Genomic DNA, 20,888 nt, shown 5'->3' on the forward strand with positions numbered 1-20,888 from the left:
GCCGAGTAGGCGGACGTTTCGTTCATGACAGCGTGCGCTGGACACACGCGGAAGAGGTGCGAGGACGCCGAAGCGTTTACGGCACGCGAACTGCGCTGCGCGAGAGCGCCATCCAGCCGCCCACGACCACGAGCACACCGCCCGCGACCATGAAGCCGACATGTTTGGGCGTGCGAGTGCCGCCGTCGACGGAGTTCGCGATGCTGGTGCCTGCGGTCGCCGCTTCGCCGGCGATCGAGTTTTTGCGTTGGTAGCCTTGGACGAAGAGCACAATGCCAACGATGAGGAGGATGATACCGAGGATGCGTTTCATAGCGCCCTCACTCTAATCTTTTTGACGACTTTCCCCTATCAGGCGCATTCCGCATTGGACAACGGGAAGTTACGCAAGTCCGGGTAGTGCAATTCGCCCGGCCCCACCCGCGAGCCACGGCGCCCCACCTGCCCTTAACCCAGCTCCTGCCGCAGACGCAGCAAGCCGATCAGCCCTTCGTCCCGCTGCGCCGCGAGCGCGTTGATCGACCGCTCCCCTGCTTCCGCGCGCACGCCTCGGATGATCTGCTCTTTCACCTCCGGCGTCAGCTCCGGGCGCCCCAGATCTTCCCACCAGCGCGCAAACGGACCCGACAGATGCTCCATGAAATGCTCCATCCCGCCTTGGCCGCCGCCGAGGTGCAGCACGAGATTTGGCCCCATCAACGCCCAGCGCAAACCCGGCCCCCAGCACACCGCCGCGTCGATGTCCTCCACGCTCGCCACTCCCTCCGCCGCGAGATGGACCGCCTCGCGCCACAACGCCGCCTGCAAACGATTCGCCACGTGTCCCGGCACCTCCTTGCGCAGACGCACCGTGTGCTTGCCCAGCCCCGTGTAAAACCTATCTGCCTCATCGAGCGCCTGCGGCGACGTTGCCCGCCCCCCCACCAATTCCACCAGCGGGATCAAATGCGGCGGATTAAACGGATGCCCGATCAAGCAGCGCTCCGGATGCGCGCAACGCGCTTGAATCACACTCATCGTCAATCCCGACGAACTTGATGCGAGCAACGTCTTCGCCGGCGCCAGCCGCCCCAACTCCGCGAAAAGTTCAATCTTCATCGCCTCGCGCTCCGGCCCGTTCTCCTGCACGAAATCCGCCGTCCCCACCGCCGTGCCCAGGTCCGGTGTAAACGCCAACCGCTCCCGCGCCGCGCCGGGCGCCACGCCCAGTCGCTCCAGCGCCGGCCACACGCGATCCACAAATTCCTGCAGCCCCTTCTCCGCCTGCGGTGCCGGATCCGTCGCGATCACCTCCAGCCCGCGCGCCAGAAAAAACGCCGCCCAACTGCACCCGATCAAACCCGTGCCGACGATTGCGACGCGCCGGATCGCCGGATCCGCAGGAGAGACCGCTGAAGTATTCATGAGCACCGTCATGCCTGCGACGCCACGCGCCCCGCGGCGAGGTTTTCCTGCGCGGGGCTGCTGCGTTTGGTTTTTTGCAGCGCTCGCGCGGCGCACGCACCGCCGTGACCGCGGCGATTTGATTTGCTCCGCCCCGGCGCGACGAAAGCGTCGGGGCAATGATGTTTTTTTGGCTCAAGAAAGCGGTCTCCTACTTCCTGATGCCGCTGCCCTTTTCCCTGCTGTTGCTCACCGTGGGATTTATTTTCACCGCCTTCTCGCGCCGAAGCCGGCGCGGCTGGTTTTTTCTGCTCCTCGGATTTCTGACGCTCCTCCTCGCGAGCCACAAGCAGGTCGGCCTGCGTCTGCTCGCGCCGCTCGAGGCGGAATATCCCGCGGTCCCCGATCTCACTCCGCCCAACGCCATTCCTGCCGCGCTCGCCCGCTGCGAATTCATCGTCGTCCTCGGGGGCGGCCAGAGCGACAACCCCGCTTTTCCCGCTCTTCACTCCCTGAGCAGCAGCGCCTTTGCCCGCGCCGTCGAGGGTGCGCGCCTCGCCCGCGCGTTGCCCGCCGCCCGCGTCATCGTCTCCGGTCCCGCCGTCGCGCCCAACGAAAGCCACGCCAGCCGCCTCGCGCGCGCCATCGGCTCGCTCGCCATCGCGCGCGACCGCTTCGTCAAAATCGAGGATGCGCGCGACACCGAGGACGAGGCTAACGCCACCCGCGCGCTGGTCGGCGACGCCCCGGTCGCCCTCGTCACCTCTGCGTGGCACATGCCGCGCGCGATGGCCCTGTTTCGCGCCGCCGGCGTCAACGCGCTCGCGTGCCCGACCGATTTTCAAGCGCGCCCCAACGTCGATTTTCGGTGGGATGACTGGACGTTCGATACCAGCGGTCTCGATCGCACGACGATGGCCGTGCATGAGCGGCTCGGACTATGGTGGTTGCACCTCCGCGGGCGGATTTGAAAACGCGCGGAAATTTGTTTCGCCAACCGCTCGCCGACAACTAGTCACGTGGGCGATGTTCTCGCTGAAAAAGCTGTTCGGGAAAGACGAGAAGTTCTTCGATTTACTCGAAGCCGGCGCCGATGAAGCGCGCGTAAGCATCGGCCTGCTCGTTCGTTACCTTCAGGACCTGCGCGCCGGCGTCGCCCAGCCGAGTTTGGACAATTTTGTCCAGAGTCGCCGCAAGGAGAAGCGCATCCGCTACCAGATGAACGAGGAGCTCAGCCGCACCTTCGTCACGCCGCTTGAGCGCGAGGATATCGAGGCTTTGTCGTTCGCCCTTTATCGCATCCCGAAGTCCGTCGAGAAAATCGTCGAACGCATTTCCATCTATCCCGGGCACTTCCCCCACGCCGCGTTCCAGCGGCAGGCCGAACTGCTGACCACCGCCGCGGAGGCCGTCGAGTTCATGGTGAAACAACTGCGCAAGGGCACGACGATGGAGAAGATTCGTGAAGCCAACGATCGCCTCCAATACGCCGAAGGCGAAGCGGACAAAGTCATGCTCGGCCTCCTGCGGGAGCTCTATCACGGTCCCGCCGATGCGAAGGAAATCGTCATTCTGCAAGAGCTCTACGAGCTCGTCGAACGCGCCGTCGATCGCTGCCGCAACGCCGGCGTGATCGTCGTCCAGATCGTCTTGAAACACGCGTAAGTCCCCGCGTCGTCCCGCGTCCGCCGCCGCCCACCTGTGAACCTCTTTCCGGTGTCCGCATGACCCTTTTCCTGTTCGTTCTGCTCGCCGCGCTGGTTTTCGAATACATCAACGGCTTTCACGATACCGCCAACGCGATCGCGACGGTCGTCTCCACCAAAGTTCTCACGCCGCGCAGCGCGATTGTCTGGGCGGCGGGCTGGAATCTCGTCGGTGCGTTGATGGGCACCGCGGTGGCGTCCACCATCGGCCGCGGCCTGGTGGATACGAGCGTCGTCACGATGGCGACCGTGTTGTGCGCGCTCCTGTCCGCGATCATCTGGAATTTATTTACGTGGTGGCTCGGCCTGCCCTCAAGCTCCTCGCACGCCCTCGTCGGCGGGTTGTGCGGCGCCGCGCTCGCCACGGCCGGCGACAACTGGGCCGTCCTCAAATGGTCGGAGATCGACGCCCACGGCGCGCACTACGGCCTTTGGCCGAAGGTCGTGCTCCCGATGCTCGCCTCGCCCCTCATCGGCTTTGTCGGCGGCTGGTTGCTCATGATGCTCCTGACGGTGGTGCTCCGCAAAGCCACGCCGCGTCTCGTGCAGTTGATCTTCGGCAAAGCCCAGCTCATCAGCGCGGGCTTCATGGGCCACAGCCACGGCTCGAACGACGCGCAAAAAACGATGGGCATCATCGCCCTCGCGCTTTTCACTGGCACGCAAAGCGGGATCTTCGACCACGTCCCGCCCTGGGCGCACTTTCTCTACACGCCCACGTTTCACGTGCCCTACTGGGTCATCTTCGCGTGCGCCCTCACGATGGCCGCCGGCACCGCCGCGGGCGGCTGGCGCATCATTCGCACGATGGGCCATAAGATGGTGAAACTTCAACCCGTGCACGGTTTCGCGGCGGAAACCACCGCAGCGCTCGTGATCCACGGTGCCTCCGTCTTTGGCATTCCCGTTTCCACGACCCACGTCATCGCCACCTCGATCATGGGCGTCGGCGCCTCGAAGCGTTTGAGCGCCGTCAAGTGGGGCGTCGTGGAACGCATCGTCTGGGCGTGGGTGCTCACGCTTCCCGTCACGGGCCTCCTCGGCTACGGTCTGGCCCAGCTCTTTCACGCCCTCGGCCAGTAAGCGTGCTAGTCGGCCGCCGTCGCGTTCGCGCGCGGCAAGGAAAAGACAAACGCCGCCCCCCGCCCGACGACGCTCTCGCAACGCACTGCACCGCCGTGCGCCTGCACGACGTGCTTCACGATCGCCAAGCCCAATCCCGTGCCGCCCTGTTCGCGCGCCCGCGCCCGATCAACCCGGTAAAAGCGCTCGAAGACCCGCGCCAACGCCGCCGGCGGGACCCCTGGACCATCATCGCGCACCGTGAACTCGATCCGCTCGGCGTGCGCCCGGGCCGCGATCTGCACCTTGCCGCCGTCTCGCCCATACTTCAGGGCGTTGTCGATGAGGTTGAAGAAAACTTGCCGCACGCGGTCAGCATCGGCCCTCACCAAAAATTCCTCCGGTACCTCGTTCCGGAGCTCGATCCTGCGCGCCGCCGCCCGAGCCCCCAGGTCGTCCTCTACTTCCCGCACGAGCGTCCGGGCGGAGACCGTTTGCAGGTTCAGGCGCACGCGGCCTGAATCGAGCTGCGCCAGCAACAGCAGGTCGTCGATCAAAAGCCCCAATCGGTTCGCGTGGCGGTCCACGATTTTCAACAATCTCCCGCTGGCTTCCTCCGTGCGTTCCTGCCCATCGATGAGCATCTCCACCGCGCCTTTGATCAAGGACAACGGCGTGCGCAGCTCATGACTGACATTGGCGACAAATTCCTGGCGGGCACTTTCGAGTTTACGCACCTGGGTCAGGTCGTGAAACACGAGCACGGCTCCGCTCACCCGATCCTCCGCATCGCGCAAGGTCACCGCATTGATCTGCAAGAACCGCGGCGGCGTTTCCTCGAGTCGCAACTCATGCCCCGCCACCGCTTCCTCCGCCGGCAACCGCCGCGCCACCGTCGCAATCTCGTGGTTGCGCACAACCTCAATCAGAGTCCTGCCTGTCGCGTTCGTCGTCTGGAAAAGCTCCTGCGCCGCTTGGTTGACGAGCGTTACGTGGTGGCTGGCGTCGAGCACGATCACTCCTTCGAGCATGCGGTCGAATAATTGACGGGAGCGTTCCCGCGTCGCGCCCAACTCTTGCGCCTGCCGCGCTCGCAAATCCCCCTGCTCCGCGGCGGCGATGGCCTGCCGCCGCTTCCCGCGTGCTCGCTCCCACCACCAGCCCCACGCACAAACGGCCGCGATCAAGAGCCCGGTGAAGCCCAACACGTTCATGCGTCAAGGGTCGCTGAAAAGCGGTAACCTACGCCCCGAATCGTTTCGAGGAACTCCGCCGCCGCGCCGACTTTCTCCCGCAGCCGGCGCATGTGCGTGTCGACGGTGCGCGTATCGATCGCCGCCTCGTAGCCCCAGACGTCCTGGAGCAATCGCTCGCGGGTTTGGACCCGCCCGCGGCGCTGTGCCAGCAACAGGAGCAGGTTGAATTCAGTCGCCGTCAACTCGACCACCGCACCGTTCACCGTCACGCGATGGCCCGGAATATCGATCTCCAACCCTCCGCAGCGGAGACGCTCGCCCACTTCTTCGGTCGGCGCCGCGCGTTGCAGCAGCTTGCGGATGCGGAGCACCAGTTCGCGCGGGCTGTAGGGTTTTGCCACGTAGTCGTCGGCCCCAAGTTCGAGGCCCAGCACCCGGTCCGCCTCGGCCGCACGGGCCGTGAGCATGAGGATCGGGATCGTCGCGGTCGCCGGATCGCGACGCAAAATTTTGCACACCTCAAGGCCATCCACCTCGGGCAGCATCCAGTCGAGCACGATCAGATCAGGGCGGTCCGCTTGCACCGCCGTCAGCGCCTTCGCTCCATCGCTGGCCAGCACCGGCGCAAAGCCCGCCTCGCGCAGCTTCAGCTCCAGTAGTTCGAGCGCGTCGGGCTCGTCGTCAACGACCAGAATTTTCGGTTTCATTCAGTTGTCTCAAACCCATGTGGCGGATGTCGCGCGCTTCGTAGAGAAAAACGACCTCCTCGGCGATGTTCGTCGCATGGTCGGCCACGCGCTCGAGCGCTTTGGAAATCACCATCAGCGCGAGGGCGCGCGAGATGGTCGCCGGCCGCTCCACCATGAAACTCGCCAGCTCGCGGTGCAGTTGCCGGTTGATGTCGTCCACGGCCTCGTCGCGCGGAATCACCGTGCGCGCCAGAGCTGGCTTCTGTTCAACAAAGGCGTTCAACGCGTCCCGCAGCATCTCCAACGACAGCGCCGACATGCGCGGTAGATCGACGTAGGGTTTGAGCTGCGGCTCGCGCCCGAGGTCCAGTGACCGGCGGGCCATCGTGCACGCTTCATCGCCAATCCGCTCCAGGTTCTGCGATATCTTCATCGCCACCGTGATGAGGCGCAGATCCGTCGCGAGCGGGGCTTTCGTCAGCAGGTGGATCGCGATATCATCCACCTCGATTTCGAACTGGTCGACGATGTTGTCGTCCTCGATCACCGCTTGCGCGAGGGTGTCGTCGCGCTCGGCCAAGGCCCGCATCGCGCGGGCAACGGCTGACTCCGCGTGGCTGGCCATCGCCAGCAGCGTTTGCTTCAACCGACTGAGCTCATCGGAGTAATGCGTCATGAGAAGAGGTGCGCTTAGCCAAAGCGGCCGGAGACATACGCCTCGGTCTGGGGATTGGCGGGGTTCGTGAAAAGATCGCGCGTCGTGCTAAACTCGACGAGCCGGCCGAGATAGAAGAACGCCGTGCGATCGGAGCAGCGCGCCGCCTGCTGCATGTTGTGCGTCACGATGACCACGGTGAACCGTTCGCGGAGTTGTTGGATAAGCTCCTCGATTTTCGCCGTGGCGATGGGATCGAGCGCCGAACAAGGCTCGTCCATGAGCAACACTTCCGGCTCCACCGCGAGCGCCCGCGCGATGCAGAGCCGCTGCTGTTGGCCGCCCGAAAGGCTGATTCCGGGCCGCGCCAACTTATCCTTCACCTCATCCCAGAGCGCCGCCATCCGCAGTGAATTTTCCAAGCGCTCCTGCAGCAGCGCGCGATCACGCACGCCGTTGAGCTTGAGGCCGACCAGCACGTTGTCGGCAATGGTCATCGTGGGGAAAGGATTGGACTTCTGAAACACCATCCCAACCCGCCGGCGCACGTCCGCCGCATCGCGGCCCCGCGCATAAAGGTCTTCGCCGAAAAGGCGGAGCGAACCGACGATGCGCGTGCCCGGTGTCACTTCATGCATGCGGTTGAGTGCGCGGAGAAAAGTCGACTTGCCGCACCCGCTCGGACCGATGATCGCGGTGACCTGGCGGGCCGGAATGCCAAGGCTCACGTCCGCCAGTGCCTGGCTGGATCCATACCAGAGCGAAAAATCTTTCACTTCAAAGGCCGGAGGCGTTGCCGTATCGGGCGGTGGAAGGACGGCGGCCCGCTGAAGCAGGGGAGTTGGAGTGGGCGAAGCCATGCGAAAAGATTAGCGGACTGTTTTGGTGCGCGCGAAGAGACGGACGGCAAGATTGAGCACGAGAATCATCAGCATCAACACGAGTGCGCCCGCCCACGCCTGGCGGTGCCAGTCGTCATACGGCGAAATCGCATACGTAAAGATCTGCAGGGGGAGCGCCGCGATGGGTTCCGCGAGACTCTGGTTCCAAAAATTATTGCCGAGCGCAGTGAACAGCAAAGGCGCCGTCTCGCCGGCCACTCGCGCCAGCGCGACCAACACGCCCGTGACGATCCCTCGCAGCGCCGTCTTCATTACGATCACCGTGATGATCTTCCAGCGCGGGATGCCCAGGGCGAGCGCCGCCTCGCGGTAGCTTTGCGGCACGAGCGCCAGCACTTCATCTGTCGTCCGCATCACGAGTGGAATCATGATCAAGCCCAACGCCACGCCGCCCGCGTAAGCTGAAAAAGATTTAAGCGGCACGACGAGCAACGTGTAAACCACCATGCCCCACACGATCGACGGCACACCGTTGAGCACGTCCGCGGCAAACCGGATCCAGCCGTTCGCCCGCGGATGACCATATTCCGCGAGATAAACGCCACCCATCACGCCCACCGGCACGCCGACCACCGTTGCCAGCGCGAGCAACGTCAACGTGCCCACGATGGCGGGAGCCATCCCGCCTCCCGGTTCGCCCGCCGGCTTGGGCAGCTGCGTGAAAAAATTCCAGTCCAGCGCCGAGGCACCTTCGCGCACGAGAAAATACAGCACGCAAAACAAGGGCGCCGCCGCCAGCAGGGCGCAGAGCCCGAGCACCACGCGCATGAGTTTGCTCTTCCGGCGCCGGGCGCGCGCCAGTGCTGCGCTCGGCGTCCATGACTGTGCCGGCGCGCTCATCCCGCCACCTTGCCCGGGCCGGAGCCCGCCAGCCGTCGCAGCATCAATTGCGCAGCGGCGTTGACTAAAATCGTGAGCGCAAACAGGACGAGGCCGAGCTCGAACAAAGAGTTGAGATAAACGTCGCTCGTCGCCTCGGTGAACTCGTTGGCGATGACGCTGGCGAGTGTGTAACCCGGAGCGAACAGCGATGCTTTGATCTCCGGCCGGTTTCCAATGACCATCGTGACCGCCATCGTCTCGCCGAGGGCGCGCCCAAGCCCGAGAACCGCCGCCCCAAACAGTCCTCGCTGGGCATAGCCCAACACCGCGATCCGGATCACTTCCCAATGCGTCGCACCGAGCGCATAGGCCGCCTCCCGTTGCAGCTTCGGCACCGACCGCAAAATCTCGCGGGAGATCGCAGTCACGATCGGCAGAATCATGATCGCGACGATGATGCCTCCGGCGAGCATGCTTACGCCATAGATCGGGCCCTGAAAGAAGGGCAGAAACCCCAGCGTGTCGCGCAGCCACTGAAACAAATGGTCCCGCAGCCAGGGAATCAGCACAAAGATGCCCCATAAGCCGAAGATCACACTGGGCACCGCTGCCAGCATTTCGATCACCATGATGGCCGGCTGGCGCATTTTCTGCGGCGCCATCTCCGTCAAAAATAGCGCGGTGGCGATCCCGAGCGGCACCGCGATAATCAGCGCGATCAAAGAGGAAACCAATGTGCCGAAGATAAACGGCAGAGCCCCAAACTCGTCCGACACGGGATCCCACTTTGTGCTCGTCAGAAAGCTGAAGCCGAACTTCTCCACGGCGAGCCGTGAACCGGAATAAAGCTGCCACCCCACCAGCCCGATCAAACCGATGATGGCTGCCACCGCCAGCAACGCCATCCAGCGGAAGCTCCGGTCGGGCCAATGTGCCGATTTTCTCAGCGGCGAAAATCGTGCGAGGGAGAAAGGACCAGTCATGGGCGAGATCGGCGCGCGTGGAGCGACCTTTTGTGGAGGACAGATTCGGCGCAAGAAGCAACTCCTCTAGTATTTGATCGCTTGCACCTGCTTCAGCACCCGCGCCTGGAGATCAGCCGGCAGCGGCGCATAGTCGAGCGCGGCGGCCATCGTCTCCCCTTTCGTGAACGCCCACTGGAGAAATTCGACGAGCTTCTGCCCTTTCGCCGGATTCTTCTGCTGCCCATACACCAGCAGCCACGTGGCGCCCGCAATCGGGTAAGCCTCCGCACCCGGCGCGTTGACCATGGAAAAGCGGAAGTCGTCGTGAACCGTGGCGGATGCGAGCGCCGCCGTGACCGACGCGATGGACGGTTCAACGTAATGTCCCGCGGCGTTCTTCACAGCGGCATACGGCAGGTGATTTTGTTTCGCGTAAGCGAGCTCGACGTAACCAATCGCGCCCGGGGATTGCTGAATCTGCCCCGTCACGCCGGCATTACCTTTGCCTCCAAGGCCGACCGGCCACTTGACGGCCGTGTTCTTGCCGACCTTCTCGGCCCATTCCTGGTCCACGGCGCTCAGGTAGTCGGTGAAAATGTAGGAAGTTCCACTGCCGTCTGAACGATGAACGACCAGGATCTCGCGATCCGGCAGTTCCATGCCCGGGTTCTGCGCGGTGATGGCGGCATCATTCCACTTGGTGATTTTACCCAGGAAAATTCGCGCGATCGTGCCGCCCTCAAGCTTCAGTTTCGGTTGCCCCGGCAGGTTGTAACAGATCACCACCGCGCCGGCGACAGTCGGGATGTGCCACAGCGGACGCGGCGCTTTGGCGAGGTTCTCGTCGGACATGGGACCGTCCGAGGCGCCGAAGTCGACCGTCTCAGCGAGGATTTGCTTTTGGCCGCCGCCCGAACCGATGCCTTGGTAGTTGAAGCGCACGGAGCGATCGACCTGCGCGTAGGCGGAAAACCATTTGGTATAGAGCGGCTGCGGGAAGGAAGCTCCGGCACCGTTGATCAACATTTGCGCCGAGCAAACGGACGCCGTCAGGGCCGCCCAAGCGGCGAGTGCGAGTATTTTTTTCATGGTGTTTTCGAACTGGGTGAGGAAATCAGAAGTTGAGCTGCATCATGCTGCGGACGCCGTCCGTGGTGGCCTTGCCGGTGCCTTTGACGACGTTGCCGGCTCCGTTCACAAGGTCCCGGCTTTCGCCGTGGATGTAGCCGATCTGCCACTTCACGTCGTTGCCGCGCAGATAGACGTTGAGGCCGCCGAACCATTCGGTGAGCTCGTTCATCGTGCCGCCGCTCGGCGCCGAGCGAATCAGATCACTGGTCGTCAGGCCGCGACCATCGGAGCCGACGTAGGTGTAGCGCCCGACGAGTTCGAGCCTGTCGGTGACTTTGTAGGCGGGCTGGACGGAAAACGCCCAACTGTGGGCGTCGCGCCCGGCAGCCCGGCCGTTGTCGTTCTTGCTGGCGAAATACTCCAGTTGGAGATCGAACGGCCCATTCGTGATTTCGCTGAACGCGTTATAAACCGTGAGGTCGCTGCCGGTGCCGATCGCCTTGCCGCCTTGATCAGGCAATACGCCGACCGAGCCGCTGACGACGTAGGTCGTGGCGGCCGCCTTGCCGCTGTAGCCGACGTTGCCCCAGTAGGCCAGGGTGTTGGTGGCGGCGCTGCCCTGACCAGTGACGCCGGCGGCGGACTCGTCACGCTCCGGATTGGTGAGAGCGACGTTGTAGAAAAGCCCGTTGGTCGTCTTGCCGCCGAGGAAGAGGCCCGTGCGATAGCTGCCGGCGCCGAGGCGACGACCGTTGTTGCCCTCGACGAAAAAGCGTGTGCCCGGCGACCGCTCGATCGCGCGCAGGTTGCTGCTGGAAGTATACCACTCCTCCAGGCCGAACGGGACTTTGCGGAAGCCGATGTCGAGCACCAGCTCGTCGCTCTTCTTCCACTGCACGAACGCCGCGTCGAAGGTCGAGCCGGCGAAATCGTAATTCAAGTTGCCGGTCCACCCGTTGCCGAGTTCGGCCTTCGCGCCGACATACAAGCGACGGAGAAAAAGGTGATTGGTGGCCGCCGGGTCGGCGTCGGTGCCGTCGATATCGGTGCTCAGCCCGGCGTATTGGATCTGAAAGCGGCCGCTGAGCGTCAGCTTCTGGAGGTATTTGCCCTTCGACGTGGAGACCTCCGTCGCGGTGGTGCTCTTCGCGAGTTCCTTGCTGATCTGGACTGCCTCGTCGTTGGTCAGAATCCCCTTGTGCACCAAGACATCCAGCAACGCCTTGCTATCTTGGGCCAGGATCGTTCCGGTCGCGAGCAACGCAGCTCCGAGGACAGCGGTCCATTTTGATTTGAGTGACAACATGAGATGTTTTCTTCGGTTGGAGTGAGAGAACGGCGCCAATCTAACGGAGGTTTGTTACGAACAGATGGCGGCCACGTGACAAATCCGGCACAACGCTTAGCGTTTCGGTGCCTCTCCTTTATGGCGGCCGCTGCGGCGGCTCCCGGGCCTTCCTGAATTCCCCTGCCCCTGTGCCGTGACCCGCACTTTTTGCTTAACGTTTGGGACGCGAACACCCTCGTTCGTGGTTCGAGTTGCCTTGGCCAGCCGCTTTCCGAAATTCATCCGCTTAACTGCGCTAGTGTCATCACGCTCGCGTTTGTCCTCCTAACCGCACCACAAAACCCGATGCCCATTGTGTCCGAACTGACGAGCGACGTCACCGCCTTGAGTTCGCAGATGTTCAAGGTGCGCTTCCCGTTCCTCCACGAGCTGCGGCACTACTCGTGGGCCAAGTTCCGCGCCGACCTGCTCGCCGGCGCCACGCTCACCCTCGTCTCGATTCCGCAGGCCATCGGCTTCTCGCTGATCCTCAATCTCCCGCCGCAACCCGTCATCGCCGCCGTGATCATCGGCGGATTCGTGGGCTCGCTCTTCTTCTCTTCCCACCATCACGTTTTCGGCCCCACGAGCTCGATCAGCCTGATCGTCGCCGCCACCATCGCGGCCAATTCCGCCTCGGGCCTCGCACCGCTGCAGCTCGCCATCTACCTCGCCCTGCTCATCGGGGTGATCCAGTTCCTCGCCGGTCTGCTCAACTTCGGCGAAATCACGAAATTCATCTCCCGCTCCGTGGTCGTCGGTTACAGCACCGGCATCGGCGTGCTCCTCATCGGCAGCCAGCTCCATAATTTCCTCGGTTACGACGTCGGTCCCGCGCAAACGTTTCTGACCAACGTCGAGCAGGCCGTCACGCACCTCGCCACCCTCACGGTGCAACCGTGGGCGGTCGTGATCGGCGTGCTGACGCTCGTCATTTTCCTGGGCCTGCGCCGGTGGCGGCCAACCTGGCCCGAAGCGCTGATCGGCCTCGCCCTCCTCGGCATCGTGGCGCGCCTGTTCACCACCTTCGACCTCGAAACGCCTTTCCGCATGGTGCGCGACGAAGGCGCGTTGCACGCCGTGTTTCCGGCCTTCACCGGCTTTCATTTCGGCGCCACAAAACTGCAGCTCCTGCCCGAACTCGCCGGCACCGCGTTCGCCATTTCCATCCTCGGGATGCTCGAAGCCGCCTCGATCACGAAATCGCTCGCCGGCAAAAGCGGCCAGAAGATCGAGCCCAACCAGGAACTCATGGGCATGGGCGCCGCCAACATCGCCTGCGCGCTCTTCGGCGCCGTCCCGGGTTCGTCGTCGTTTTCCCGTTCCGCGGTCAACATGCAAAGCGGCGCACGCACGCAGATGGCGTCCATCCTCAGCAGCTTCGTTGTGCTCTTCGCCCTGCTGTTCGTCACCCCGGTCTTCAACTACATCCCCATCGCCGCCCTCGCCGCCCATCTGATCCGCGTCGGCGTGAAGATGATCAACCGCCACCAGATCCGCATCGCCTGCCGCTCGACCAAGTCCGACGCCATCGTGTTTGCCGTCACTCTCGGCTCCTGCCTCCTGCTGAAACTCGACACCGCCATTTACACCGGCATCGGCATCGCCCTCGCGCTGTTCCTGCAAAAAACCAGCACGCCGACGCTCGCGGAATATGCGATCAATCCCGAAGGCAATCTCGCCGCGCTGCAGAACCCCAGCCAGCGCTCGCATCCGCAGATTTCCATCATCCACGTCGAGGGCGATCTCTACTTCGGCGCCGCCGATCTCTTCCAAGAAGAAGTGCGCCGCCTCGCCGAAAACCAGGACATCCGCGTCTTCATCCTGCGCATGAAAAATGCGCGCCACCTCGACGCCTCGACTGTCATGGCGCTGGAAACGCTTCACGATTACCTGCGCCAGACGAATCGCCATCTCCTCGTCAGCGGCAGCAATCCCGATGTCACCGCCGTGCTGCGCAACAGCGGTCTGCTCGATCAATTTGGCGCCGAAAATATTTTCCCCGCCGAAGAGAATCCCATGTCCGCCACCCGCCGCGCCCTGCGCCGCGCGAAGGATCTGCTCCCGGACCAGAAGCCCGAGGTGCGGCTCTTTTTCGAAGCCGGCACGCCCGGCACCACGCCTGCGGCCGTCGCCCCTACTCCCGCGGCACCCGCCGCCGAACCGCCCCGGGCCTGATTTTGCCGCGGTTGCCTCGACGGCTCGCGCCCGCGCGCTCTACGCCGGCGGCTTCTTTCGCTTTTCCACCAAGGCCAGCAGCAAATCGTTCTTCGACAAACTGCCGAGCAGCCGGCCCGTCGCATCGGTGACCGGCAACCGTTGCGCCTCGCACTCCAGAAATTTGCCCAACGCATCGCTCAACGGCGCCTCCGCAATCACGCGCGGAAAATCCTCCCGCATGATGTCGTTCGCCAACACCAGTTGCGCGAGATCCGGTTCGCCCAGATACGGCTTGATGTCGTGGAGCGACACCGCGCCGAGAAACCGCCCATCGGCATCCACCACGTAGAGATTGTTGACCCGCTCCGAAAGAAACAGCCGCGCGATTTCGTCGAAACGCGAATTCTGCGAGACGATCGGTGGCTTCAGTTTCATCAGCTCCGCCACCCTTGCCACCGTCAACGCATCCGGGGCCGGTTGCTGCGCGGCCTTGCGCCGCAGCACGTCGCTGTAAATGGACCGGTCTTCCAGTCCTTTCGCGGTGTAATACGCGATCACGCTGCACAGCATCAGCGGCAGGATGATGTCGTAGCTCAAGGTCATCTCGAACAGCATGATCACGGCCATGACCGGCGCGTGACTCACCCCGGAGAGAAACGCCCCCATGCCCACCAGCGCGAACGCCCGCGGATCCGGCGCCCCGCCCGGCCACACCGAGTGAATCGCCGTCCCGAACAGAAATCCCGTGCTCGCTCCCATGAACAGCGATGGCGTGAACACCCCGCCGGGCGCACCCGAGCCGACCGACGACGCCGTGGCCACCCACTTGCTGAGAAACACCAGCGCCAGCAGCGTCCACGGCAGTTGCCCGTTCAGGATGGAGACCACGACCGAGTAGCCATTGCCGCAGACCTCCGGGACTGCGATCGCGAGCGCGCCCACGATCAATCCGCCCAGCGCCAGCCTCACTCCCGGTGGTGCTTTGAACGAGTGAAACAACTCCTCCATCCGCTGCAGCGAACGCAGAAACAACGGGGCCAGCGTGCCGGCGATCAACGCCAGCACCACGTAGGGCGCCATCTCCAGCGGCGACGAAATCGTGAACGCCGGCACCCGATAAAGATGCTCGGCGCTCGTCAGCATTCGCACCGTCAACGCCGCGACGACCGCCGAAACCGCCAGCGGCCCCAGGCTCTCCATGGCGATCGTGCCGAGGATGATCTCCGCCACGAAAAACGAACCCGCAATCGGCGCGTTGTAAGCCGACGCAATGCCCGCGGACGCTCCGCACGCGACGAGCAAACGCAGTTGCGGCCGCGTAAACTGCCGCCACCGCCCGATCAACGAAGCCAGCATCGCCGAAAGCTGCACCATCGGACCTTCCCGGCCGATCGAACCGCCCGAGCCGATCGTGAACAACGCCGCCGCGCTCTTCACCAAGCTCGCCCGCACCGGAATGTCACCCGTGCCGATCACGATCGCCTCCATGTAATCGGTCGAGTTTTTCAGCCGCGTGAAACGCTGGCCGAGCAGCAGCACGAGTCCTGCGAGACCGCCCCCCGCCGCCGGCACCAGCAGCGTCGCCCACCACGGCAGTTCGCGCATCGATTCCACCACGCCCGCGCTCGAGTGCGTCAGCAGCTCGTGCACGCCCTCGCTCAACGAGGCAAACAGCAGCGATGACAACGCGCCGAGAAATCCGGCCAGCGCCGCCCACGCGAGGGTGATCTGCCACTCCGTCGGTTGCAGTTTCTCCTGCAGCCATACCCGCCAGCGCAGCTGGCGCATCATCTGACGCAACCACAGGGTCGCCGGATCAGTGACGACTTTGATCGCGGCGGACTTTCGCATCAGGGGCGCACCTTAGCAGCAGGGAACTCGAAAACAAGCGCGGCCCGCCGCGCGCGCGGTGAAAGGCCACCCGCGCACCGCCGCGTCAATCCACCGTGTAAGTCTCGAGCTCACGTTCGACCGGCGATTCCTGTTCGACCTGCTGCGTGAGCTGCACCAGACCGCGCAACGACGTGAAGTGCTGGCTCAAATCGAAATCGCCGCCGAGCCCGCCCACCAGTTTGTCGAACAGGTCTTTCTTCTGTTCCTGCAACGCCTGGATCCGCTCCTCGATCGTGCCTGCCGTGACCATGCGATAAACGAAGACTGTGTTCGTCTGCCCGATGCGATGGACGCGATCCACCGCCTGCGCCTCGACCGCCGGATTCCACCACGGATCGAGCAGGAAAACGTAATCCGCCGCATGCAGCGTGATGCCCGTGCCCGCCGCCTTCAGCGACACCAACATCACTCCTGCGCCCGGCGTGTTTTGAAACGCCTGCACCGGTTTCAGCCGGTCGAGCGTCATGCCCGTGAGCTCATGCCGCGGCAGATCGGGAAACTGCGCCGCGATCGCCTCGCGCACGCGCTCGAGCAACATCACGAACTGCGAGAAGATGACGACCTTGTGGCCGTTGCCCACGATCTCCGAGAGCTTCTCCACCAACAGCGTGATCTTGCCGGAGTCGCTCAAAGGCGACTTGCGCCATGGCAACATGTCGGGATCGCAGCACGTCTGCCGCAGCCGCGTGAGCAACGCGAGGAAGCCGAAGCTCTTCTCCCGCATCGCCGCCCCCACGTCATCGCCGAGGCGTTCCAAACCCTCCGCACAAATCTTCGCGTAGTCCGCCCGCTGCACCTCCGTCATCGGACAGAGTAAATCCATCTCCACCTTCGGCGGCAGCTCTTGCGCCACTTCCTTTTTCGTCCGGCGCAGGATGAACGGCGCCAGTTGCGCGCGCAGACGATCGAGCGTGCCGTTGCGATCGCCGTTCAACGCGCCCTCAAACGCCGTGCGCGAGCCGAGCAGGCCCGGCAGCAAAAAGCGGAAGATCGACCACAGATCGAGCTGCCGGTTTTCCAGCGGCGTCCCGGTCAGCACGATCCGGTGCCGCGCCCGCAGCGCGAAACACGTCTGCGTGATCTTCGCATCCGGATTCTTGATGAACTGCCCCTCGTCGAGCACCGCGTAGCCAAACTCCTGCTTGGCGAGCAACTCCCGGTGTTTGCGCAGTTGCGTGTAGCTCGCGAGCCAGATGACCGAGTTGCCGCCGGTCGTGAAATCATGCCCCGTCTTCAACACCTCGACCGCCAGATGCGGGAAAAACTTGGCGATCTCTTCGCGCCACACCGGCACTACGCTCGCCGGGCACACGATCAAGCTCGGCGCTTCCGGCACCGGGCGCGACGCCAGGAGCGAGATCACCTGCAGCGTCTTGCCGAGGCCCATCTCGTCCGCGAGCAAACCGTGGCAACCCACATCGCACAGATGCGCCAGCCACTCCACCCCGCGCTTTTGATACGGCCGCAAAATCTCCGGCAACGTCCGCTCCGCCGCATCGGCCGCCAGCACCCGCTGCCGCCACACCTCCATCTCCGGTGACAACGTGAGCTTCAGCCGCGCGTCGTTGAACAGCGAAAAAATCAAATACGGCGACAACGCCTCGTCCGTCGCCCCGTGCCGATGCGTCTCCTCCACGTTGTCGCGCCACGCCTTGAACGACGCCCATTTCTCCGGCGCCAGCGCCACGATCCCCAGGTTGGGCAGAATCGTCGCCGCGCCTTCGCGCTTCAGCAAGGCCGACACTTCCGTGTCCGTGAGCATCCGCTCGCCGGCCCGGAAGATCCACCGCAGGTTCAACCGCGTCTCGTCGCCCCGGCCGCCGGCCGGCGCGCCCGCCGAGCGTTCCGCGACCGCCTCGATGTCCAGCGTGCGCGTGCCCGACGTGAGATTCGTCGAGCGATCATCCAACTCCACATTGAACATCCGCCGCCACGCCGGCAGCACGCTCTTCAGGAAGTTCGGAATCTCCACCAGCGATTCCAACACGTAAACCGAAGTGTCCTGCTGGTAGTGGAAATGGGCCTTCCGCGCGTAAGCCGCCAAGCCGATCAACTTCGCCCGCTCCGCCGAAGTCACATGCCCGTTGCCATTCGCGTGCGCCGCCAGCCCCAGCGCCGGATGCCGCGTCTTGCCATCCGCCTCCTGCCAGAACGCCTGAAACGTCAGCCCCACCGTCTTCGTCTTGAACGCCAGTAAAAGCGGCCGCGAGCTGCTCTGCTCCAGCGCCCCGCGCACCGCCGCCGCGACGCCGGTCGCGCCATTGCCCGCCGCCGGCCCGTGCCCGTTGTGCCCGTTCGCCGCCGGGCCCTGGGTGCGCACGTCCGTTTCCGGCAGCGGCGATATCTCGTCCGCCACCAATTCCTCGATCTCGTGCAAGCCCGCCACCGCCAGCGCCCGCGCCAAATCGAGATTGGTGGACGACGACCGCACCGACAGCCCGTCGGAATCCCATTCGATGACCGCGTATTCGTCGCGTTTCTCGATGCGCCGATGGACGATCGCGTCCTTGTCGGTCAATTCAAGCTCGCGGACTTCGCCGTCCCGATAGATGCGACGGCCTTCCTCCAGTTGTCCCGCGCTGAACGACTCTGCCCAGTCGTTTTCGAGGCGGTTGAACCAGAATTCCAGCGATTGAGGGGTATAGACTCGCTTAGGACCGTGCGACTGCATCCGGGGAAAAAGGGCGACCGTAGAAACCGAAATCCGCAGTGCAATCCTGAAAGCGCAAACTTTCGGCGGTCTCGCGTTTTCGTTCCGGCGCACCGTATCCGCCCGCCGTCACCCGCCCTCGCCTGCGAACGAACAGGTCAAGCGTTTAACCACGCCAGCAACGCATCACCGCTCTCATTTTGACGCCGGAAAATTTATCCGTTTGCCCCGCGATTTTCTGCCGCCTCGCATCCTTGGCGCCCTCATTTTGACCCGTGCCGCCCTCCCAACCGCCCCGTTTCGCGCCTCGTCCTTTCCGCCAAACCGGGCGTTTTCGCCGTGGTCGCGCCGTCATCTGCTCGCCAACGTCGCCGCGTCCGCCCATTTCTTCGCGGACGGCATGAAGTTGCGCTTTATCCTCAACCCCCGCTCCGGCGCCAACCTGCGCACGCCCCACCTCGCCGCCGACCTCGCTGCCTACGTTCGCGCGCATTCCCTCGATGCGGACATCGCCCTGACCACCGCCCGCCATCACGCCATCGAACTGGCCCGCACCGCCGCCGCTCAAGGTTGCGAACGCATCGTCGCCGTCGGAGGCGATGGCACCGTCAACGAAGTCGCCCAAGGCCTCCTCGGCACATCCGCCGCGCTCGCGATCATCGCCCGTGGCTCCGGCAACGGCCTCGCGCGCCACCTTGGGCTGCCCCGTGCGCTCCCCGCCGCTCTTGCCCTCGCGACGGACGCCGCTGCGCCAATCCTCCCGATCGACACCGGTCTCGCCGACGGCCACCTTTTCCTCACCGCCATGGGCGTCGGCTTCGATGCCGACATCGTCCATGAGTTCAACGAACACCCCCGCCGCGGCTTGACCGCTTACGTCACGACCACGCTCGCGACGTGGCGTCGCCGGCCCACGTTGCATTGTTCGATCTCGACCGGCGCAGCGACCTTCGCGCTCGATGCGCTGCTCATCGGCGTCCTCAACGCCGATCAATACGGCAACAACGCCCGCCTCGCACCCGGCGCCCGCGTGGATGACGGCCTCCTCAATCTCGTCGCCGTTCGTCCCGTGGGTTCGGTCGCGGCGGTGCTGCTCGCAAGCCGGCTTTTCCTCGGTGGGTTCGATCGCAGCGCCCACGTCGTGCATCTGCGGGCACCCCGGTTCATCATCGAGCGCGATGCGCCCGGCCTGCTGCATACCGACGGTGAAACCCATCCCGCCGGCCCGCGCGTCGAGGTCGCCGTCACTCCTCGCAGCCTGCGCGTAGTCGTGCCCGTGCGCACCGCATGATTCGGCTCCGGGCGGCCGCTCCGGATCACCGCGGCACGCCACTCTCACCGCACGCGCGAGCGCCCTCCCCCAGAAAACTCCGCCCCTTAGCTCGCCCGGCCGCCTTCGCTCACCCGCGACCGGAAATACTCGATTGTGCGCTTCAACCCTTCCTCCAGCGGCACCCGCGGCTCCCAGCCCAGCACTTTCTTCGCGAGCGTGATGTCCGGCTGCCGCTGCTTCGGGTCGTCCGACGGCAACGGCCGGTGCACGATCTTCGATTGGCCGCCCACCAGCTTCAACGTCAGCTCCGCCAGCTCAATCATCGTGAATTCCCCCGGATTGCCGAGATTCATCGGCCCCACCGTTTCCGTCTGCGCCATGAACCGCACAAATCCTTCGATCAAATCGTCCACAAAACAAAACGACCGCGTCTGCTTGCCGTCGCCGTAGATCGTGAGGTCCTCGCCGCGCAACGCCTGCACGATGAAGTTCGACACCACGCGCCCGTCGTTCGGATGCATCCGCGGACCATACGTGTTGAAAATCCGGATGACGCGGATGTCCAGGTGGTTTTCCCGGTGGTAATCGAAGAACAACGTCTCCGCGCACCGCTTGCCCTCATCGTAACACGAACGTTTGCCGATCGGATTCACGTTGCCCCAGTAACTCTCCGGCTGCGGATGCACCGAGGGATCGCCGTAAACTTCACTCGTGCTCGCCTGAAACACCCGCGCCCGCACCCGTTTCGCCAGGCCGAGGCAGTTGATTGCGCCCATCACCGACGTCTTGATCGTCTTGATCGGATTATACTGGTAGTGCGGAGGCGACGCCGGACACGCCAGATTGTAGATCTGGTCCACTTCATATTTGAACGGATCGGTCACGTCGTGCCGCACGAACTCGAAGCGCGGATTCGGCAGCAGGTGCGCGATGTTCGCCTTTTGCCCCGTGAAGAGGTTGTCGATGCAGATGACTTCATGACCGTCGCGCAGCAGCCGGTCGCAAAGATGGGAGCCTAAAAAGCCGGCGCCGCCGGTGACGAGGATACGCATAAGTTGGCCTCAAAGACTTGGAATGCGCGCTTTGGTTCGCGAGCAAAACTTCCGCCCGGTGCCATCTGGCTAACGACTTGTC

The 20,888-nt window shown here is 64.1% G+C and carries 18 protein-coding genes; 5 read left to right on the forward strand and 13 right to left on the reverse strand.

The genetic code is table 11. The features are described 5' to 3' along the window. Positions 1-76 precede the first annotated feature (76 nt). Together K0B96_RS11645 and K0B96_RS11650 are read right to left on the reverse strand one after the other, a co-directional pair. Positions 77-313 carry a DUF3185 family protein gene (locus K0B96_RS11645; RefSeq protein ID WP_220161068.1) on the reverse strand — a complete coding sequence of 79 codons (237 nt, stop codon included), beginning with the start codon at positions 311-313 and terminating at the stop codon, positions 77-79. Between the two features lie 134 nt (positions 314-447). Next, complete coding sequence (locus K0B96_RS11650; RefSeq protein ID WP_220161069.1) at positions 448-1,404, reverse strand: 3-hydroxyacyl-CoA dehydrogenase NAD-binding domain-containing protein; 957 nt, start codon at positions 1,402-1,404, stop codon at positions 448-450. A gap of 158 nt (positions 1,405-1,562) precedes the next feature. Between K0B96_RS11650 and K0B96_RS11655 the strand changes: the two genes are divergently transcribed. From K0B96_RS11655 to K0B96_RS11665, 3 genes are read left to right on the forward strand one after another with little or no spacing between them, the layout of a single operon-like run. Beyond that, a complete protein-coding gene (locus K0B96_RS11655) occupies positions 1,563-2,354 on the forward strand; it encodes an ElyC/SanA/YdcF family protein (protein WP_220161070.1) in 792 nt (263 codons plus the stop codon). Positions 2,355-2,409: 55 nt separating this feature from the next. Beyond that, complete coding sequence (locus K0B96_RS11660) at positions 2,410-3,048, forward strand: DUF47 domain-containing protein (protein ID WP_220161071.1); 639 nt, start codon at positions 2,410-2,412, stop codon at positions 3,046-3,048. 59 nt (positions 3,049-3,107) lie between these two features. Next, a complete protein-coding gene (locus K0B96_RS11665; RefSeq protein ID WP_220161072.1) occupies positions 3,108-4,172 on the forward strand; it encodes an inorganic phosphate transporter in 1,065 nt (354 codons plus the stop codon). Positions 4,173-4,177: 5 nt separating this feature from the next. Here K0B96_RS11665 and K0B96_RS11670 read toward each other — a convergent pair whose 3' ends face one another. From K0B96_RS11670 to K0B96_RS11705, 8 genes are all read right to left on the reverse strand, one after another. Beyond that, positions 4,178-5,365 (reverse strand): sensor histidine kinase, encoded by a 1,188-nt coding sequence (locus tag K0B96_RS11670; protein WP_220161073.1) that lies wholly within the window; start codon positions 5,363-5,365, stop codon positions 4,178-4,180. Continuing rightward, the gene (locus tag K0B96_RS11675; protein ID WP_220161074.1) at positions 5,362-6,054 is read right to left on the reverse strand and encodes a response regulator; all 693 of its coding nucleotides are present in this window, start codon (positions 6,052-6,054) and stop codon (positions 5,362-5,364) included. Before K0B96_RS11675 ends, K0B96_RS11670 begins: the two co-directional genes overlap by 4 nt. Continuing rightward, a complete protein-coding gene (gene phoU / locus K0B96_RS11680; protein ID WP_220161075.1) occupies positions 6,029-6,712 on the reverse strand; it encodes a phosphate signaling complex protein PhoU in 684 nt (227 codons plus the stop codon). Before phoU ends, K0B96_RS11675 begins: the two co-directional genes overlap by 26 nt. 14 nt (positions 6,713-6,726) lie before the next feature. Then, positions 6,727-7,551 (reverse strand): phosphate ABC transporter ATP-binding protein PstB, encoded by an 825-nt coding sequence (gene pstB, locus K0B96_RS11685; RefSeq protein WP_220161076.1) that lies wholly within the window; start codon positions 7,549-7,551, stop codon positions 6,727-6,729. A 9-nt stretch (positions 7,552-7,560) separates the two neighbouring features. Continuing rightward, positions 7,561-8,361 (reverse strand): phosphate ABC transporter permease PstA, encoded by an 801-nt coding sequence (gene pstA / locus K0B96_RS11690; RefSeq protein ID WP_220161077.1) that lies wholly within the window; start codon positions 8,359-8,361, stop codon positions 7,561-7,563. 68 nt (positions 8,362-8,429) lie between these two features. Then, a complete protein-coding gene (pstC, locus tag K0B96_RS11695) occupies positions 8,430-9,398 on the reverse strand; it encodes a phosphate ABC transporter permease subunit PstC (protein ID WP_220161078.1) in 969 nt (322 codons plus the stop codon). 66 nt (positions 9,399-9,464) lie between these two features. Further along, complete coding sequence (gene pstS / locus K0B96_RS11700; protein ID WP_220161079.1) at positions 9,465-10,469, reverse strand: phosphate ABC transporter substrate-binding protein PstS; 1,005 nt, start codon at positions 10,467-10,469, stop codon at positions 9,465-9,467. Between the two features lie 25 nt (positions 10,470-10,494). Then, entirely contained in the window at positions 10,495-11,757 is a 1,263-nt protein-coding gene (locus K0B96_RS11705; protein WP_220161080.1) for a porin, read from the reverse strand. A gap of 327 nt (positions 11,758-12,084) precedes the next feature. Here K0B96_RS11705 and K0B96_RS11710 point away from each other — a divergent pair, with 327 nt between their 5' ends. After that, positions 12,085-13,956 carry a SulP family inorganic anion transporter gene (locus K0B96_RS11710; protein WP_220161081.1) on the forward strand — a complete coding sequence of 624 codons (1,872 nt, stop codon included), beginning with the start codon at positions 12,085-12,087 and terminating at the stop codon, positions 13,954-13,956. A 39-nt stretch (positions 13,957-13,995) separates the two neighbouring features. Here K0B96_RS11710 and K0B96_RS11715 read toward each other — a convergent pair whose 3' ends face one another. Both K0B96_RS11715 and K0B96_RS11720 read right to left on the reverse strand, forming a co-directional pair. Then, positions 13,996-15,789 (reverse strand): ClcB-like voltage-gated chloride channel protein, encoded by a 1,794-nt coding sequence (locus tag K0B96_RS11715; RefSeq protein ID WP_220161082.1) that lies wholly within the window; start codon positions 15,787-15,789, stop codon positions 13,996-13,998. Positions 15,790-15,874: 85 nt separating this feature from the next. Next, entirely contained in the window at positions 15,875-18,502 is a 2,628-nt protein-coding gene (locus tag K0B96_RS11720) for a DEAD/DEAH box helicase (RefSeq protein ID WP_220161083.1), read from the reverse strand. Positions 18,503-18,881: 379 nt separating this feature from the next. On the opposite strand from K0B96_RS11720, the gene K0B96_RS11725 reads away from it, so the two are divergent. Then, a complete protein-coding gene (locus tag K0B96_RS11725) occupies positions 18,882-19,772 on the forward strand; it encodes a diacylglycerol/lipid kinase family protein (RefSeq protein ID WP_220161084.1) in 891 nt (296 codons plus the stop codon). Between the two features lie 86 nt (positions 19,773-19,858). On the opposite strand, the gene K0B96_RS11730 is transcribed toward K0B96_RS11725, so the two are convergent. Further along, positions 19,859-20,806 carry a UDP-glucuronic acid decarboxylase family protein gene (locus K0B96_RS11730; RefSeq protein ID WP_220161085.1) on the reverse strand — a complete coding sequence of 316 codons (948 nt, stop codon included), beginning with the start codon at positions 20,804-20,806 and terminating at the stop codon, positions 19,859-19,861. Positions 20,807-20,888: the final 82 nt, after the last annotated feature.

Origin of the sequence: Horticoccus luteus, from assembly GCF_019464535.1 — a bacterium.
Classification (GTDB): domain Bacteria; phylum Verrucomicrobiota; class Verrucomicrobiia; order Opitutales; family Opitutaceae; genus Horticoccus; species Horticoccus luteus.